Source organism: Arthrobacter sp. SW1, assembly GCF_001766675.1.
Classification (GTDB): Bacteria; Actinomycetota; Actinomycetes; order Actinomycetales; family Micrococcaceae; genus Arthrobacter.
Genome location: NZ_MJLT01000012.1, coordinates 309,770 through 326,637, shown reverse-complemented (window position 1 = coordinate 326,637; position 16,868 = coordinate 309,770). Strand labels below are relative to the sequence as shown.

General features: G+C 68.1%; 14 protein-coding genes and 1 tRNA gene. 8 read left to right on the top strand and 7 right to left on the bottom strand.

From position 1 onward, the window contains the following. Nucleotides 1–142 precede the first annotated feature (142 nt). Nucleotides 143–216: transfer RNA gene (locus BIU82_RS08910), tRNA-Arg, on the top strand. 257 nt (nucleotides 217–473) lie between these two features. Further along, nucleotides 474–1,652, top strand: coding sequence for an amidohydrolase (locus BIU82_RS08905; protein WP_070349175.1), 1,179 nt, complete (start codon nucleotides 474–476; stop codon nucleotides 1,650–1,652). A gap of 116 nt (nucleotides 1,653–1,768) precedes the next feature. On the opposite strand, the gene BIU82_RS08900 is transcribed toward BIU82_RS08905, so the two are convergent. Next, nucleotides 1,769–2,482 carry an FCD domain-containing protein gene (locus BIU82_RS08900; RefSeq protein ID WP_253182723.1) on the bottom strand — a complete coding sequence of 238 codons (714 nt, stop codon included), beginning with the start codon at nucleotides 2,480–2,482 and terminating at the stop codon, nucleotides 1,769–1,771. Nucleotides 2,483–2,634: 152 nt separating this feature from the next. On the opposite strand from BIU82_RS08900, the gene BIU82_RS08895 reads away from it, so the two are divergent. The 5 genes from BIU82_RS08895 to BIU82_RS08875 all read left to right on the top strand — a co-directional run bounded on the left by BIU82_RS08895 (nucleotide 2,635) and on the right by BIU82_RS08875 (nucleotide 8,245). Beyond that, nucleotides 2,635–4,110: an NAD(P)/FAD-dependent oxidoreductase gene (locus BIU82_RS08895; RefSeq protein WP_070349092.1), complete on the top strand. Its 1,476-nt coding sequence runs from the start codon at nucleotides 2,635–2,637 to the stop codon at nucleotides 4,108–4,110. 71 nt (nucleotides 4,111–4,181) lie between these two features. Then, entirely contained in the window at nucleotides 4,182–4,919 is a 738-nt protein-coding gene (locus BIU82_RS08890) for an ABC transporter ATP-binding protein (protein ID WP_070349091.1), read from the top strand. Then, nucleotides 4,916–6,952: a YhgE/Pip domain-containing protein gene (locus tag BIU82_RS08885; protein WP_070349090.1), complete on the top strand. Its 2,037-nt coding sequence runs from the start codon at nucleotides 4,916–4,918 to the stop codon at nucleotides 6,950–6,952. The genes BIU82_RS08890 and BIU82_RS08885 overlap by 4 nt, the downstream gene beginning before the upstream one ends. Further along, nucleotides 6,949–7,575 carry a TetR/AcrR family transcriptional regulator gene (locus BIU82_RS08880; RefSeq protein WP_070349089.1) on the top strand — a complete coding sequence of 209 codons (627 nt, stop codon included), beginning with the start codon at nucleotides 6,949–6,951 and terminating at the stop codon, nucleotides 7,573–7,575. Before BIU82_RS08885 ends, BIU82_RS08880 begins: the two co-directional genes overlap by 4 nt. Before the next feature lie 79 nt (nucleotides 7,576–7,654). After that, a complete protein-coding gene (locus BIU82_RS08875; protein ID WP_253182722.1) occupies nucleotides 7,655–8,245 on the top strand; it encodes a hypothetical protein in 591 nt (196 codons plus the stop codon). Here BIU82_RS08875 and BIU82_RS08870 read toward each other — a convergent pair. Genes BIU82_RS08870 through BIU82_RS08850 form a run of 5 tightly spaced genes read right to left on the bottom strand, consistent with a single transcriptional unit; the run spans nucleotide 8,242 to nucleotide 15,043 of the window. Continuing rightward, nucleotides 8,242–9,867 (bottom strand): ABC transporter ATP-binding protein, encoded by a 1,626-nt coding sequence (locus BIU82_RS08870; RefSeq protein WP_070349087.1) that lies wholly within the window; start codon nucleotides 9,865–9,867, stop codon nucleotides 8,242–8,244. The genes BIU82_RS08875 and BIU82_RS08870 overlap by 4 nt on opposite strands. Beyond that, nucleotides 9,864–10,715, bottom strand: coding sequence for an ABC transporter permease (locus BIU82_RS08865; protein ID WP_139146558.1), 852 nt, complete (start codon nucleotides 10,713–10,715; stop codon nucleotides 9,864–9,866). Before BIU82_RS08865 ends, BIU82_RS08870 begins: the two co-directional genes overlap by 4 nt. Before the next feature lie 5 nt (nucleotides 10,716–10,720). Continuing rightward, complete coding sequence (locus BIU82_RS08860) at nucleotides 10,721–11,680, bottom strand: ABC transporter permease (RefSeq protein WP_070349085.1); 960 nt, start codon at nucleotides 11,678–11,680, stop codon at nucleotides 10,721–10,723. A 1-nt stretch (nucleotide 11,681) separates the two neighbouring features. Then, a complete protein-coding gene (locus BIU82_RS08855) occupies nucleotides 11,682–13,370 on the bottom strand; it encodes an ABC transporter substrate-binding protein (protein WP_070349084.1) in 1,689 nt (562 codons plus the stop codon). Beyond that, nucleotides 13,367–15,043, bottom strand: a complete 1,677-nt coding sequence (locus BIU82_RS08850) for an amidohydrolase (protein WP_139146549.1) — start codon at nucleotides 15,041–15,043, stop codon at nucleotides 13,367–13,369. Before BIU82_RS08850 ends, BIU82_RS08855 begins: the two co-directional genes overlap by 4 nt. 167 nt (nucleotides 15,044–15,210) lie before the next feature. Here BIU82_RS08850 and BIU82_RS08845 point away from each other — a divergent pair, with 167 nt between their 5' ends. Then, on the top strand, nucleotides 15,211–15,891 hold the full coding sequence (locus BIU82_RS08845) for a TetR/AcrR family transcriptional regulator C-terminal domain-containing protein (protein ID WP_070349082.1): 681 nt from the start codon (nucleotides 15,211–15,213) through the stop codon (nucleotides 15,889–15,891). Between the two features lie 5 nt (nucleotides 15,892–15,896). Here BIU82_RS08845 and BIU82_RS08840 read toward each other — a convergent pair whose 3' ends face one another. Then, nucleotides 15,897–16,814, bottom strand: a complete 918-nt coding sequence (locus tag BIU82_RS08840; protein WP_139146548.1) for an EamA family transporter — start codon at nucleotides 16,812–16,814, stop codon at nucleotides 15,897–15,899. Nucleotides 16,815–16,868 lie beyond the last annotated feature (54 nt).

Genomic DNA, 16,868 nt, shown 5'->3' with positions numbered 1-16,868 from the left:
CAAGGTCACATAGACCGGTATAGTTGCGCAGATTACAGCCCGCCGATTTGGCGGATGGGCGGATCTCGCGTAAAGTTTATTGAGGTTCGGGGGGCGAGCGAGAGAGCGAAGCCCAACGGACCGCAGTGTGAAAGCACAGAATGCGCCCATAGCTCAGCTGGATAGAGCGTCTGTCTACGGAACAGAAGGTCAGGGGTTCGAATCCCTTTGGGCGCACAGACAAGGTCCGTACCGCTTCGGCGGTACGGACCTTTTTCTTTTCCCGGTTCTTTTTTCGTCACAGAGTCCCCTGAACGCCCGGTCGGTCGGTAAAGACAGCCATCCATCAATAGCGTGGGAGCAGGCCGCGGACAGCGCGGCCGGGAAGACACCTAGAGAACGGAGACCTGGCCATGACCGAGGCACTCCCCCAAACGAACGCCGGGCTCGCGGCCGCCCTCAACGGACAACTCGACGACGAGCTCCGCGGGCGCATGCACAGCATGTACAAGCACCTCCACGCGAACCCCGAACTCTCCATGCAGGAACATGCCACGGCACGGTTCATCGCAGAGCGGCTCGACGCCTTGGGAATCGACAACTTCAGCTGCGGCGGCACCGGCGTCGTCGGCGTGCTGCGAGACGGCGACGGACCGGTGGTCGGCTTCCGAGCGGACACCGACGGCCTGCCCATCCTTGAAGACACCGGGCTCGATTACGCCAGCACGGCCCGCGGCACCCTGGCCGACGGAACCGACGTCCCCGTGATGCACGGCTGCGGCCATGACACCCACGTCACCACCCTTCTGACGGCGGCGGAACTGCTGGCCGGCGCGAAGGATTCCTGGGCCGGGACCATCGTGCTGATCTTCCAGCCGGGCGAAGAAACCGCGGCCGGCGCGAAGGCCATGATCGAGGACGGCATCTGGGACAAGGCACCCAAACCGGAAATCATCTACGGCCAGCACGTCATGGGCAATGAGGCCGGCACCATCAACATCAGCGTCGGCAACGCCATGGCGATGGCCGACTCCCTGAAGGTCACGGTGTTCGGCCGCCAGTCCCATGGCTCGCAGCCCCAGGTGGCCATCGACCCGATCGTCCTGGGCGCCCAGATGGTGCTCCGCCTACAGACCATCGTGTCCCGCGAAATCCATCCGCTTAAAGCAGCCGTGGTTACTGTGGGTACCTTCCACGCGGGGCTGAAGGAGAACATCATTCCGGCCACGGCGGAGTTCACCCTGAACATCCGCACCCTCGAACCGGACGTCCGCGCCCAGGTGCTGGCCGCCGTCCGCCGCATCATCCTGGCCGAGGCCGAGGCCTCCGGGGCTCCGCAGCCGGAAATCACCGAGCTCTACACCTTCCCGCGCAACTACAACGAGCCTGCCGAAACCGAGGGCATCATCGCGGCGTTCCGTGCCGCGATCGGCGAGGACAAGGTGGCGATCGTGGAACCGATGATGGGCAGCGAAGACTTCGGCGCCTTCGCCGAAGTAATCGGTGTGCCCTCCGTGTACTGGATGTTCGGCGGCATGAGCCGGGAGGTCCTGGAGTCCGGCCGGCCCATTCCGATGAACCATTCGCCGTTCTTCGCCCCGGTCATCGAGCCGACGCTGGGCACGGGCGTGCAGGCCGCCCTGACAGCGCTGCTGTCCAAACTCGGCAGGTAACCAAAGCCGGCAAGTAGTACGACGGCGGGTGCCCGGCCCGGGTGCCCGCCGCACCGTCGTCGGGCACAAGGCAGCCGTCGGGCATGCACCGAAAGCGTCAGCCGCCTGACGAAAGTTCAGCGATCCGGCAGCTCAGCGATCCTGGCGCGCAGGGCCTCGAAGCGCGAGGACAGCAGGCGCCCGGCGGTCTCCGCGTCCCCGGCCAACGCAGCGTCATGGATGCCGCGGTACAGCGCCGCGACGGCGGAGGCATCCTCCATGCCCGGGCCGGCTTCCAGCTGGATCCTGCGGTGGACCTTCCAGAACACAGCCAACAACTGCAGCAGCAGATCGTTGCCCAACGGTTCGAAGAGGCAGCGGTGGAATTCGGCGTCAGCCGCTGCGGAGTGTTCGCCGGTCCCGGCCAGGTCCTCGATGTGCCGGACGGCTTCGTCGAGCCGCTCCAGCCGGGCCGGCGTGGCCGCAGCGAGCGCAGCCGGCAACAGCCCCCGCTCCAATGCTTCGCGGATGCCGAGCAATTGCAGCGCATCCTCGCCGTCACGGCGCAGCGAGAGGCGGCTCCGGAAAACCAGCCCTTCCGCGAAGGCGTCGAAATTCCCGGAGGCCACGAACATGCCGAAGCCATGGCGGATCTCGAGCACGCCCATGGCCTGCAGCACCTTGAGGGATTCGCGCAGGGTGTTGCGCCCCACTCCGAGCGCTGCGGTGAGTTCGTTCTCGGTGGGAAGGGGATCCCCGGCCTCGAGTCCGCGTTCGAGGATCAGGTCCATGATGTCCGCCTGCAACGCCCGGAGCCGGGACTGGGCGCTGAACCGCGCCCGACGCACCATGCCGGATTCCATCCCTGCTCCCCTCGCAATGTTGAGCCGAGCTTAGTGCTCCGGACAGCCCCGCTCAAGGCAATATCGGATGTCCCATCTCCACTCGAAAAACTGCCTCACCGCCCCGATGCCCCGGCGAGGGAGGGGCGTAGGCTTCTCTCATGGCTGAGGAGCATCCCCGGGAATTCGACGTCATCGTGATCGGCGCGGGAGCGGCCGGCGAAAACGTCGCCGACCGCGTCGTCCGGGGAGGCCTGACGGCCGCCATCGTGGAGGCTGAACTGGTGGGCGGCGAATGCTCCTACTGGGCCTGCATTCCGTCCAAAGCCCTGCTCCGCCCGGGGACTGCCCTGCACGTGGCACAGTCCGTTCCCGGCGCGGCCGATTCTGTCACCAAGGTCCTGGACCCCGCCCCGGTGCTGGCGTACCGGGATTACTTCACCAGCCGCTGGCAGGACGACGGCGGGGTGCAGTGGTTGAACGACGCCGGCATCGAGCTGGTGCGCGGCGTCGCCCGGATCACCGGACCGCGCGAGGTCCAGGTGGACGGGGTGGACGGCAACAGTTATGCGATCAAGGCGCGGCACGCCGTCGTTATCTCCACCGGTTCAACCCCTGTCATTCCTGACATTCCCGGGCTTCGCGGGGCGCCGTACTGGACCACCCGCGGGGCGACCTCCGCCCGGCAGGTTCCCGAGCGCTTCGTGGTACTGGGCGGCGGCGTGGCCGGCGTCGAACTGGCGCAGGCCTTTGCCCGGCTGGGATCGCAGGTGTCGCTGGTGGCGCGCGGCAGGCTGCTCAGCGCTTTTCCCGAAGAGGCCGCCGAGCTGGTGGCGGCGGGCCTGCGCGCGGACGGCGTCACCCTGCACACCGGGACCGCGGTGCTCAGCGTCCGGACCAATGAGCAGTCTTTCTCCCTCACCCTCGACGACGGCAAGGTCCTGGACGCGGACAAGCTCCTGGTGGCAACGGGCCGCCGGCCCGCGCTGGACAACCTGGGGCTGGAGAACGTGGGGCTCGCCGCCGTGGAGGACGAAGACGACGGCGGCACGGCAGCCGTGCGGATCAGCACCGATTCGACCGGGCTGGTAGAAGGGGCTGCGAGTGACGGGACGAGCGGCCTGTGGCTTTATGCGGCCGGCGACGCCGCCGGCACCCCGCTGCTGACCCACCAAGGCAAGTACAGCGCACGGGCCACCGGGGACGCGATCGTGGCCCGGGCCGAAGGAAAACTGCACCGGGCCCCGAAGCCGTGGACCCACGTCACCACCACTGCCAACGAGCACGCCGTGCCGAGTGTCGTGTTCACCGATCCGGAAGTGGCCACGGTGGGCCTGACCGTGGAGCAGGCACAGGAGCGGGGCATCCGGGCCGGCAGCGTGGAGCTTCCCATCAATGTGTCCGGCTCCCAGCTTTATGCGGAGAACTACCAGGGCTGGGCGCAGCTGGTGGTGGACGAGGACCGGCGGGTGGTACTTGGGGCGACGTTCGCCGGGCCGGGGGTGGCGGAGCTGCTGCACGGCGCCACGATCGCGATTGTGGGCGAGGTGCCCTTGGAACGCTTGTGGCACGCGGTGCCCTCCTTCCCCACGCTCAGCGAGGTGTGGCTGCGGCTCCTGGAGAAATACGGCCTGTAGATTCCTATTTGAACTGACTAGTCAGTTCAAATACACTGGAGGGGACATCAGGCTCTGCGAAAGGTCCCCAGGTGCTCACAGCACAGGAACTCCAGATCAACGGCCGCCGCGCCGACCTCCTGCCGCCCACCTCGCTGGAGGTCCGCCGCGGCCAGCTTCTCCTCGTCAGCGGCGACGGCCAGGAACAACGCACCTCCCTCTCCCTTGCCCTCAGCGGCCGGATGAAGCCAAGCAACGGCACGCTCGCCTGGGACGGCGCCGCGAAAACCAAGAAGATCCGGCTGGCCAGCGCGCTGCTGGACTCCCCCGGCGTCAACGAACCCGAACAGCACCTGAGCGTGCAGGACCTCGTCACCGAAGACCTCGCCCTCATCCCGCGCCGCTACCGCGGAGCCCTGCTCAGCAAGCCGTGGCTGAAAGTGAACAGCTTCGAGGACATCGCCGGGCTCTGGATCGAACAGCTTCCCGCGGAACGCCGCCTCGAACTCCTGACCGCGCTTGCGCTGGCCGACCCCGCCGTCGACCTCCTGGTGCTCGACTCACCGGACCGGCACAGCTCCGATCCGGCGGACTGGCTGCCCCGCCTTGAGCGCTTGGCGCACGACGCCGGGCGGCCGCTCGCGGTCGTCGCGGTGGTTTCCGCCCTCCCGGACGGATGGGACGGAGCGAGCGCCGCGATCGGCAACGCGGTGCCGGAACCCGCGGTGGAGGAAGAAACCGCCGAAGAACCAGCGGAAGAACAGCCGGCCGAAGAAGCCGCCGGCGATGAGGCAGCGGAAGAAGCTGCCGGGGAAGAGGTGGCACGGTGACTGTCCTGCGGCTGGCCCGCTCCGAACTCAAGCGCATGACCGGCGGGCTGCTGCCCAAGCTGACCATCCTGGCGCTGACCATGGTCCCGCTGCTTTACGGCGCCGTGTACCTGTACGCGAACTGGGATCCGTACGGGAACCTGGACAAGATCGACGCCGCACTGGTGCTGCAGGACGAAGGCGCCAAGGCCTCGGACGGAACGGTGCTGCAGGCCGGGCAGAAGGTGGCTGATTCCCTCGTGGAAGGGCACGTCTTCAACTGGCAGCAGGTGGCCACGGCCGAAGAGGCGGATGCCGGCGTGGAAAGCGGCAAGTACGCCTTCGCCCTGAAGATCCCCAAGGATTTCTCCGCCAACCTGGTTTCGCCCGGCAGCTTCGACGCCGCCAACCAGGCCATGCTCAATGTCACCACCAACGACGCCAACAACTACCTCCTGAGCACCATCGTGGACAAGCTCACCACCGCGGTGCACTCCACCGTGGCCAAGGAGGTGGGCGAGGAAACCGCCAACCAGCTCCTCACCGGCTTCGGCACCATCCACGGCCAGATCGTCAAGGCGGCGGACGGTGCAGCGAAACTGTCGGACGGCGTCGGGAAGCTCAGTGCCGGCGCGGCCACCCTGCATGACGGAACCACCCAGCTGCGCAACGGCGCCGGGGAGCTCGTGGCCGGGCAGACCCAGCTGCGTGACGGCGCAAACCAGCTCAACAGCGGCGCCGGCCAGCTCAGCTCCGGGCTCACCCAGCTCAAGGACAAGACCGCCACCCTTCCCGCCGATTCGCAGAAGCTCGCCGACGGCGCCGCCCAGGTGGCCGCCGGAAACGCGCAGTTGAACGCAAAGGTGCAGAACGTCGTCGGGCAGCTTGAAGCCTTCGACGCCGGGGCGCGGGACCGCGTGGTCGCCGCCAACAAGCGGCTCATCGACGCCGGCGTCATCGACCAGGAGCAGGCGGACAAGATCCTGGCCGACTACGACGCCGCCGCAGGCTCCGCGCCCATCACGGACGCGAAGGCGAAGATCGCAGCGGACGCGGCAAAGATCCAGCAGCTTTCCGACGGATCCGCCGCCGTGAGCGCAGGCGCCGCGAAACTGGCCGGCGCCACACCTGCCCTGACGGACGCCATCGGCAAGGCCTCCACCGGCGCGGACCAGCTCAGTGCCGGCGCCGCCACCCTGGCCGCCGGCCAGCAGACCGCACTCAACGGCGCCGCCGCGCTGTCGGACGGTGCCGCAAAGCTCGACGACGGCGCGTCCCGGCTCGCCAGCGGAGCCGCAACGGCCGCGGATGGCTCGAAGACCCTCGCCGCCGAACTGGCCAAGGGCGCGGGGAAGATCCCCAACCCGAACGACTCCCAGAAAAGCGAAGTCTCCAAGGTGATCGCGGACCCGGTGGCGGTAAACAACGTTTCGCAGGCCAAGGCCGGTTCCTACGGTGCCGGGCTCGCGCCGTTCTTCCTGACGCTCGCCCTGTGGATCGGCGTGTTCATGCTGGTCCAGGCCATGCGGCCCATCACCCAGCGCGCCCTCGCCTCGAACGCGCCGTCCTGGAAGATCGCCGTCGGCGGATGGCTGCCCTTCTTCGTGGTGTCCGTGCTGCAGGCGAGCATCCTGACGCTCGTGGTGAACTTCGGCCTGGGCCTGAACCCGGCGCATCCGGTGCTCATGTGGCTGTTCATGCTGGCCGCGGCCATGGCTTTCAGCGCGATCATCCAGGGCGTGGTGGCCCTGCTGGGTACCCCGGGCAAGTTCGTGGTGCTCATCCTGCTGGTGCTGCAGCTGGTCTCCTCCGGCGGTACCTTCCCGTGGCAGACCACCCCCGAACCGCTCCACGTGGTCCACCAGATCATGCCCATGGGTTACGTGGTGACCGGCATGCGGCACCTGGTCTACGGTGGGGACCTGTCGATGATCTGGCCCACGGTCCTGGGCCTGATCGGCTACACCCTGCTGGGCGGCGCCTTGTCCACCCTGGCGGTGCGCAAGCACAAGTACTGGACCTTGAAGACCCTCAAGCCGGAGATTGCCGTATGAGCACCGTTGATCCGCAGGAGACACCGGGCCGGAAGCTGCGCCCCGCACGGACCAACGCCACCAGGCAGCGCCTCTTCGAAGCGTCGATGGAACTCATCGGCGAGCGCGGGGCTGCCGGCGTCACGGTGGACGAGATCGCCGCCGCGGCCGGGGTGTCCAAAGGCTCGGTGTACTACAACTTCGGCAGCAAGTCGGACCTGATCGCCCAGTTGCTGCGGCACGGCGTGGACATCATGCTGGGCCGGCTGCAAAGCATCGCGGACCCGGACGCCGATCCCTTGGACGCCATGGAGGCGATGCTCGGCCAGGCCATGGACTTCATGGACGAATACCCCTCCTTCGCCCGGCTCTGGGTCAGCGAGAACTGGAAGACGCCCAACGAATGGGGCCAGCTCTTCGCCGAACTCCGCGGCGAGCTGATCGCGGTGATCGGCTCCGCCTTGGAAAGCGTGGCCGCCAAGTATCCCGTGGATACCCGTGTGGCCCGCGGCAGCCTGGAAGCGGCGATGTTCGGGGCCATCTTCGTGGTGGGCCTGGACCGCCAAACGTACAACCCTGAACGCACAAAGGAGCAGAGCGTGGCCGCGGTGATGACCATCATGCACGGCTACGTCCTGCGATAACGGTACGGAACTGCAATCTGCCGCACCGGCCCAGGCGCATTGCAGCGGCGGCCGCTCCGGGATGATGGATTCCATGGGTATGGGGAACAGTGGAAAACTTGCGGTCATTGCCGCCGTGGTGGCCGGTGCGTTACTGGCCCTGGCGGCGGTCACGCTCGAAGAATGGGTGCTCTTCCTGTTCTTCGGCGCCGTAGGGACGGGCTACCTGGCGTCCCTGTGGCAGGTTTTCGCACGGCGCCGCTACGTGGTGCTGGCCGCGGCCTTCCTGGGCTCCACCTTGTTCGTCGCTTTCGGCATCGCCTTCCTGCGCATGTGGGGCCTGGCCTTCACACTGAACGAGAACTCCCTGGGCAGCGCCGTCAGCAGCAAGGATTCGGACATTTACTTCTACTTGTCCATCGCGGCCGGGGCTGCGTCCCTGCTGCTGCTCTTCGCCGGGGCGGTGTGGCCTTCCCGCCGGCCCCGGGCCTCCCGACCGCCCCGCAAAACTGCGCGGCGCCCCTCCGGGAAGCCGGCAACGCCCGTCCGACGCCCGGCGGGAAAGACGACGCCGGCCAGGCGGCCCGCGGCGAAGGTGCCGCAGGCTCCTGCCAGGCGGCCGGCGTCGGGCTCTGCTTCCCAACGCAAGCCCGCACCGGCCAGCCGCACCGTCCCCCGGCGGAAACCCTAGGGAGCTGCGGATTCCGCTTCCAGGCTTTCCGTCTCCCACAGGGGCCGCGGGTATGAGCCGATGAGGCTCCGCGTGTAGTCGTTCTCCGGGTCCGCCAGGATCCGTGCGGTGGCTCCGCTTTCCACGATCCGGCCCTGCCGCATCACCAGCAGTTCGGAACACATACGGGACACCACCGCGAGGTCGTGGCTGACGAAAAGGATGGCCAGGCCCAAGTGCTCGCGGAGCTCTTCCACCAGTTCCAGGACCTGCGCCTGCACCGAAACGTCAAGCGCGCTGGTGGCTTCATCCAGGACCAGGAGCCGCGGCCGGGCGGCGAGGGCCTTGGCCAAGGCCACCCGCTGCCGCTGCCCGCCCGAAAGCATCCGCGGCTTGTCACCCAGCCGCTCCGCGGCGATGCCCACCCGGCCCAGAAGCTCGCGGGCGCTTTCCTTGGCCTTTCTCCGGCCCTCCTTCCCGTGCAGGCGGAAGACATCGGCCACCGCCTGCCCGACCGGAATCCGCGGATCCAGGGACAGGTAGGGATCCTGGAAGACGATCTGCACATCCCGGGCCAGGCGCCTCCGCTCGGCCGTCCGGAGGCGGTGTCCGATCCGCCCGCTGCCCTCAACTTGCACAGTGCCTTCGCTTGCTGTTTCCAGCCCTACCAACAGCCGGGCCAGGGTGGACTTGCCTGATCCGGACTCCCCCACCACCCCCAGGGAGCCGCCGGCCGGCAGCCGGAAAGTGGCCTGCTCCAAGGCGGTCACCGTCCCGCCCCCGCGGAGGCCGTAATGCTTGCCGAGCCCTTCCACCGCCACCAGGGGTTGAGCGTCCTCTGGAAGTTCCGGAGCGTGCGGCGCGGCACCGGGATCGATCACGGGCGTAGCCTCCACCAGCTGCCTGCTGTACTCCTCCTTCGGGGCCAGGAACACCTGCCGGGTTGCGCCGTGTTCCACCACCTTTCCGCCGCGCAGCACGTAGACGCGTTCGCACAGGCTGGCGGCGAGGCCAAGGTCGTGGGTGACGAACAGCATCCCCATCCCGCGTTCCTGCCGGGCCTCGCGGAGCAAGGCTACGATGCCGGCCTGGGTGGTGACGTCCAGCGCCGTCGTGGGTTCGTCGCAAAGAAGGAGTTCCGGAGAGCCCAGGAGGGCCCCGGCGATCATGACACGCTGCAGCATGCCGCCGGACAGCTGGTGCGGGTGCTGCGCCACCAGTTCCTCCGCACGGCGCAGTCCAAGCCGCTCCAGCTGCTCCACAGCCTGTGCCGTGGCTTCGGCACGGTTGAGGCCATGCCAGCGCACCAGGGTTTCGGTCAGGAAATCACCCACCGTGCGGACCGGATTGATGCCGGCCCGGGGATCCTGGAAGATCATGGAGGCGTGCTCACGGCGCAGCCTCAGCAGCTCCCGCCGGCCCGCCGTCAGGGTGTCTAGCCCACGCACGGACACCGTGCCGGAACGCTGCGAACGGTCCGGGAAGAGCCCCAGCGCGGCGCGGGTTATCAAGGTCTTGCCGGAACCGGATTCGCCCACCAAGGCGACCGACTCGCCGTCGTCCACTTCCAGGGTGACGCCGTCCAGGAGTTTCCGGCCCGCGAGGCCAAGGCTGAAGTCGGTGATCTGCAGCAGGGCGCTCATCTCAGTCCGCCCCCGATCCGCTCGGAAAGTTCTTCCCCGAGCACATTCACCGCCACCACCACCAGAACTACGGCGAGGGCGGGCCAGAAGGCCGGCAGCGCATGGCCGCCCAGGAGGGCGCCGCGGGACTCCTCGATCATGGCGCCCCAATCGCTGGTGGGAGGCTGGACCCCCAGGCCAATGAAGGAGAGGGCGGCCAGGTCGGCCAGCACGTAGCCGAAGTTCAGGGTGGACTGGGCGCCCACCACGGGAAGCAGGTTCGGAACCACCCGGCACAGCACCACCCATGGAGTTCGGAAGCCAAGCACCCGGTACGCCTGGACGTAGGGCCTGGCGCGTTCGGCAGCGGCCAGCGACTGCGTCAAGCGGGCCACGTACGGCACGTACGCAACGGTCATCGCCAGGATGGGCGCCACCAACCCTTTGCCGAAGAGGGCCACAGCCAGCATGGCCACCAGCAAAGCGGGAAAGGAGAACAGGAGGTCGAAGATCCGGCCCAGGATCCTGCCGGCCCATCCGCCGGACCAGCCGGCGGCCAGGCCCAGCAGGAGCCCGAGCGCCGTCGAGCCGAGCACTACTGCAGCCGGCGCCAGCAGGGAGGTCCGGCCACCGTGCATGAGGCGGCTGAGGAGATCCCGGCCCAGGGCATCGGTGCCGAGCAGGTGCTGTGCGCCTGGTCCGGCCAGGACGTTGTTGAGGTCCACGTAGTCCGGATCGAAAGGCGCCAGGACCGGGGCCAGCAGGGCAAGGAGGACGACGGCGGCCAGGAAGGCGAGCGCGATCCACGCCAGCGGTGAGAGGAGGGATCCGTACCGGCGCAGGCCCGCCTGCGGCAGTTGGAACGTCAGGGTGGTCAACGGTTCTCCGTTCCGGCCGTTATCCGCGGATCAAGCAAGGGCTGGATGAGGTCCACGCAGGTGTTGACGACCACGAAGGCCGTCACCACCACCATCACAATCGCCTGGACCACGGCGAAGTCCAGCCTGTCGATCGACTGGATCAGCAGCTGGCCGATACCGGACAGGCCGAAGGCACGCTCGATGACGGCGCTTGAGACCAGGAGCCCGGCAACCAGCACGCCGCTCACCGTGAGGATCGGCCCCAGCGCATTGCGCAGGACATGCCTGGCCACCACGGACCCGCGGCCAAGGCCCCGGCTCGTGGCAACCTCCACATGTTCCCTGAGCATCTGCTCCCGCATGGAAGAGCGGGTGACCCGGGCCAGCACGGCAATGTAGCTGAGCCCCAGGGCGAGCGCCGGGAGGGTGAGGTGCCAGATCCGGTCCAGGCCGCCGTCGCCGCTTCCAAAGGACGGGAACCAGCCAAGGCCCACGGAGAACACCGCCACTAGGGCGATCGCGGCCACGAAGGGCGGCACGGCGCCGGCCGCGGTGAGCGCGATGAGGATGAAACGGTCCGCGAAGCCCCTGTTCAGACTTGCCGCGATGCCGGCCAGCAAGCCCAGCACCATGATGAAGACCGCCGCCAGGGCCACCAGCTGCAGGGTGGTGGGCAGGCGTCCAAGGAGGACCTCGGAAACGTCCTGCCGGTAGCTCAGGGAGCGGCCCCAGTCGCCCTGCAGGATGCCGCCCACCCACGTCCAGTACTGTTCCCAGGCGGGCTTGTCCAGGCCGAACTGCCGGGTGATTTCCGCCAGTGACTCCGGGTTCGGGCTGCGGCCGCGCAACAGGAAACGGGCGGGGTCTCCGGGAACCAGGAAGCGGGAGAAGAACACCGCCAGCGAGGCCGCGAACAATGTCACGGCCAGGACCAGCAGTTTCCTCGCTACGAAGGCCACAGCAGGCACCGCCATGTCAGCGTCCTCCGATCTTGGCTGCCCAGGGGAAGTACATGTAGTTGATGGAGGGGTCGGGGCCGGTAATGCGTTTGCCGAGCCACAGGGTGCAGACCGTTTCGTAGAGCGGCGCCCAGACGACTTCCTGGTTGGCGATCCTCGCGGCTTCGGCCGTGAGCCTGGCCCTGGTGTCCGGATCCTTGACGCCATAGGCCCGGTTGACCAAGTCATCGAAGCGGGGGTTGCTCCAGCCTCCGTAGTTGCTGAAGTCCCCGGTGCGCAGCACGCTGTACATCTCCAGCGGCTCGGAGCTGGAGAGATACCAGGAGGTGAGGAACACGTCCACGCCCTTGCGGGCCTCCGGGTCGGAGAAGAGGGTGGTGTATTTGTCGTTGGACATGGTCCGGATCTCGGGGACCAGGCCGATCTCCTTGGCGGCCGAGGCGATCGCGCGGGCTTCGATGTCGAATGCCGCGCTGAGCGGGGCGGACGCGAAGACAAAGGGTTTTCCCTCGGCCCCGGCTTTCTTGACGAGCCTGCGGGCTTCCTCCACGTCGTAGTCCAGATGGCCCAGGCCCTTGAACGCTTCCTCCACGGTGGCCGGCCGCGCCGCCCCCCACACATTGCGGGTGGTCAGGGCGTCGGTTTCAATGCCGTACCCCTGCTCGGCGGCTTTGATGAGCGCGGGCCGGTTCACTGCCATCATCAGGGCTTTGCGGACCCTGACGTCCCGGAACGTCCCGGCGAGATCGGCGAACACCAGGCTCTGGACCGAGGCATCCCGGCCGAAGTAGATGTTTCCGGCGTCCGAATTGGGCTTGAGGATGTCGATCGCGTTGGAGGGGATATTGAATCCGCCGTCCAGTTCGCCGGTCTGGAAGGCGTTGATGCGGGCATTGGCATCCGGCAGGAAGCGGAAGGCGATCTCCTTGGACTTCGCCCGGAGCGCGGTGTCCCAGTAGCCGTCGAAGCGTTTGAGGACCACGCTCTCTCCCGGTTCCCAGCGCTCGAAGCTGAAAGGTCCGGTGCAGTTCACTCCGGTGCCGGGGTTCCCATAGTCCTTGCCGGCCTCCTTGAGCGTCCTGGCCGATTCCACCACCCCGGGCACACCCACCAGGGCGGAGTTGAGGACGTAGTCGGGGGTGGACGTGGTGATGGTGACCTCGTAGTCCCCCGTCTTGTCGATCGATGCTACGCGTTGGAAGACGGATGCCCAGAAGGAACCGACCTCTGCGTCCAGGTGGCGGCGCAGGGACGCCACGACGTCGTCGGCCGTCATGGTGGTCCCGTCATGGAAGCGCACGCCCCGGCGGATCGTATACACCCAGAGCAGCGGATCCGGGTTCTCCACTTTCGTGGCCAGGCCCGGGGAGACGCTGAGGTCCGCGTTCCAGCGCAGCAGCGATTCGCAGACGTTGGACAGCACCGTGTTGTCCGGGTAGTCGAAGGCATAGGCGTAATCCAGCGAGAACGGCTCGGCGTACATGCCCCAGTTGACGTGGTCGATCTCCTTGGTGGGCGCCGGGGTGTGCTCGCTCAGGGTGAATTTGGAGCCGCCAGGTTCCGCTGCGGGGCCGGCCGGGCGGCCGCACCCGGCCAGCGCAGGGAGGACGACGACGGCGGCCGCCACCGCCGCGGTCAGGCGCACCATCGGTGTGCGGCGGACGTTCCGGCCGCCCGCCGTCGTCGTCCTCCGGAGAGCGGTCATGACGCGCCGTCCCGCAGGAAGACCCGTTCGCCGTCGATCCAGGTCTGGTCCACGCGGACGGTATGGATGTCCCGGGCCGGAACGTCGAAGACGTTGCGGTCCAGGACCACGAAGTCGGCGCGCTTTCCCGGTTCCAGGGTCCCGGTAGCGTGGTCCAGGTGGTTTACCCAGGCGGAGCCTTGCGTGTAGGCATCGAGTGCCTGCTTGAGGCTCAGTTTCTGGGCATCCGGGCCCAATGGTTCGCGGTCTTCACCGGGCGCTACGCGGTTCACCGCCACGTGCATGGCGGCCAGCGGATCGGCGGTGGAGACGGGCCAGTCGCTCCCCGCTGCCAGGCGGGCACCGTGCGCGGCGAGTTCGCCGAAGGGGTAGTGCCGGTCCTCGGCATCCGGCTCCAGGAACGGCAGGGTGAGCTGGTCCATTTGTTCCTCGTGGCAGGCCCATAACGCCTGAAGGTTGGCGGCGGCGTCCAGCCCGGCGAAGCGGCGGGTGTCCTCGACGCGCACCATTTGGAGGTGCGCCAGGTGGTGGCGGTTTCCGGCCCCTCCGGCAGGGGCGTTCACCGCCCGGGCGTGGTCGAGGGCATCCAGGGCGTCCGTCACGGCCCGGTCCCCCAGCGCATGGAAGTGGACCTGGAAGCCGTGGGCGTCCAGGCTTGCGACAAAGGCCTTCATGTCCTCCGGCTCGAAGAATTCCAGGCCGCGGTTGTCCGTCGGGTGCCCGTGCTTGTCGCGGTAGGGGTGGTGCATGGCGGCCGTGAAGTTCTCCGCCACACCGTCCACCATGACCTTGACGCTTCCTGCGCTGACTTTTTCCGGGGCGACGGCGCGGGCTACTTCTTCCCGACGTTCCAGGATGGCCTGCAGCTGGGAGGCGCCGGCTATGCGGTCCCACCATTGGCAGAGGCGCACCCGCACTTTCAGCTCGCCCGACGCCGCGGCGTCCAGGTAGACCTGGAGGGCGTCGGCGCCGCCGTCCTGCGGTGCGGCCACCCAGGCGTCCTGCCACGCGGTCACCCCCTGGGAAAGCAGGAGTTCCTGCGCACGGAGGAGTCCGGCGTACGCCAGGGCATGCGGCACCGGGGGCTTGACGCCGTTGAAGGCATCCATGGCGCCTTCGTGCACGGTCCCGGCGGGGCTACCATCGGCGTCGCGTTCGAAACGGCCGTTCTCCGGGTCCGGGGTGGCCGCGTCGATCCCTGCGAGTTCAAGGGCCCGGCTGTTGACCCAGGCTCCGTGGTGGTCCCGGTTCTGGAGGAAGACCGGCCGGTCCGGGACCACGGCGTCCAGCAGTTCCTTCCCGGGAGTGCCGCCCGGGAAATGGTCCATGGACCACCCGGCGCCAAGGATCCAGGGTTCGTGCGGATTCTCCTGGGCGTAACGCCGCACCGTCGCCACGGCTTCTTCGGCGTTGCGCGCGCCCGTGAGGTCGCATTGCAGGAGTTCCACGCCTGCGAAGACGGGATGGATGTGGGCGTCCTGGAAGCCCGGGACCACCAGCCGCCCGCGCAGGTCCAGCCGCTGGGTGTCCGCACCGGCCAGTCCTGCGACGTCCTCCGGAGCGCCGACGGCCAGGATCCGGCCGTCCGCGATGGCCAGGCTGAGAGGCCGCGGTTCATCCTCCAGGCCGGTGTAAACCCATCCGTTCTCCACGATGGTCCGGGCAGTTGCCATGGATTCCTCACATTGGTGCCGCATTTCCCCAGTTCAAGGCGGGGCCGCACCTGACCCTATGCTGGCCCGCACCTTGAGTCAACAATGTTGACTCAAGGTGCGGGCAGCCGGTTCCGGGCATCCTGTACGGTGGGTCCAGCACCCCGGAACGGAAGCAGGATGGATCAATGGCGCAGCCGGCACCGCGTGACGGACGCGTACGACTCACCCCTGAATCCATCATTGATGCCGTGATCCGGCTGTCACGCGAGGAGCCCGGGGAACGCCTCACCTTCCGTCGGCTCGGCCAGGAACTGGGCGTGGACGCCAGCGCCATGTACCGGCACTTCCGCAACCGGGACGCGATTGTCCGGGCCGCCTTGGACCGGCTCTTCCAAGGTGCGGTAGCGGACGCGCAGGCTGCCGCGGGCCGGGAGGACTGGCGGAGCCGGCTGGAGGCGTATTTTGAAGCACTCATGGCGGCGTTCATCCGCCACCCTGCCTTGGGCCGTGAGTCCTTCGCCCTGGATACTTACGGGCCGGGCGAACTGCAATCCATCGAATTCGTCCTGGAATGCCTCACCGAGGCCGGGCTGCCGCACGCCCGCGTGGTCCACTACTACGCCGCACTGGAAAGCCACGCCCTGGCGCTCGGCGCCGGAATCGCACGGGAAATCCAGCAGCTTCCGGGGTCGGCGGGCCACGATCCTTGGCTCAGCCCCGGCGTCTTCACCCAGCTCGCAGGGCACCCTTTGCTGGAGGCACACCATCCGGACCTTGCCAGGCTCGATTCCCTCGGAACGTTCCGCGCCGGTCTCGCAGCGATCCTGGACAGTGCCTCACGGGAAGGCAGCACCATCCGGAGCTGAGCCGCTCAGCTGCGGGTCAGTTCCGGGATCCGCAGGACGGGCGCCTTCCGTTGCACGACCGCCACGGCCACCCCGGCAAGGAGGGTCAGCCCGCCGGCCAGTTCCGCCGTCGTCGGGACCTCTCCGAGGATCAGCCAGGCCGCCGTCATCCCGACCACAGGGACCAGCAGCGTGAACGGCACCACCGCCGAGCCCGGGTAGAGGCTCAGCAGGCGGTTCCAGATTCCGTACCCGAGCAGCGAGGCGAAGACCGCTGTGTAGAGTGCGCTGAGGATGGTGGCCGGCTGCAGTTGCGCAAGCGTGCCGACGACGGCGGCAGGCCCGTCGACCAGGAGCGACAGCGCCGCGAGCGGCAGCGGAACCACGGCCCCGGACCACACCACCAGCCCCAGCCCGGACGCCGCCTTGGCCTTGCGGGCGATCACGTTGCCGATGGCCCAGGACAACGCCGCGGCGAGCACGATCATGAGCGGCACCACCGGCGCCACCAGGCTCCGGCCCACCGCGACCACCGCGAGCCCGGCGACGCCGAGCACCACACCGGCAAGCTGCCGCTTCCCGGGCTTCTCGCCCAGGAAGCGCGCTGCGAGGAGCACCGTCAGCAGCACCTGCGCCTGGAGCACCAGCGAGGCCAGCCCTGCGGGCATGCCCAGCGCCATGCCGAGGTAGAGGAGCCCGAACTGCCCCGCGCTCATGAAGAGCCCGACGCCGGCAATCGCCTTCCAGCCGATGTCCGGCTTGGGGATGAAGAAGATGCAGGGGAAGACCACCAGCACGAAGCGGATGGCCACGAACAGCAGCGGCGGAACCTCGGCGGTGCCGCCGTGTCCGTCGGAGGGGTGGAGGCCGAAGTCGATGGCGACGAAGTTGAGCCCCCAGAGGACGGCGACCAGGGTGGCGAGGAGCGAGTGGCGAAGGTTCACGGTCCTACTGTGGCACTCGGGGTCCATGAAGCACCAGCGTTGAATTCTTTAGCT

Bases quoted from the DNA above. Each gene is read 5' to 3' on its own strand.
- BIU82_RS08905 (WP_070349175.1), top strand. From the start codon at position 474: ATGCACAGCATGTACAAGCACCTCCACGCGAACCCCGAACTCTCCATG.
- BIU82_RS08900 (WP_253182723.1), bottom strand. From the start codon at position 2,482: ATGGTGCGTCGGGCGCGGTTCAGCGCCCAGTCCCGGCTCCGGGCGTTG.
- BIU82_RS08895 (WP_070349092.1), top strand. From the start codon at position 2,635: ATGGCTGAGGAGCATCCCCGGGAATTCGACGTCATCGTGATCGGCGCG.
- BIU82_RS08880 (WP_070349089.1), top strand. From the start codon at position 6,949: ATGAGCACCGTTGATCCGCAGGAGACACCGGGCCGGAAGCTGCGCCCC.
- BIU82_RS08875 (WP_253182722.1), top strand. From the start codon at position 7,655: ATGGGGAACAGTGGAAAACTTGCGGTCATTGCCGCCGTGGTGGCCGGT.
- BIU82_RS08870 (WP_070349087.1), bottom strand. From the start codon at position 9,867: ATGAGCGCCCTGCTGCAGATCACCGACTTCAGCCTTGGCCTCGCGGGC.
- BIU82_RS08860 (WP_070349085.1), bottom strand. From the start codon at position 11,680: ATGGCGGTGCCTGCTGTGGCCTTCGTAGCGAGGAAACTGCTGGTCCTG.
- BIU82_RS08855 (WP_070349084.1), bottom strand. From the start codon at position 13,370: ATGACCGCTCTCCGGAGGACGACGACGGCGGGCGGCCGGAACGTCCGC.
- BIU82_RS08850 (WP_139146549.1), bottom strand. From the start codon at position 15,043: ATGGCAACTGCCCGGACCATCGTGGAGAACGGATGGGTTTACACCGGC.
- BIU82_RS08845 (WP_070349082.1), top strand. From the start codon at position 15,211: ATGGCGCAGCCGGCACCGCGTGACGGACGCGTACGACTCACCCCTGAA.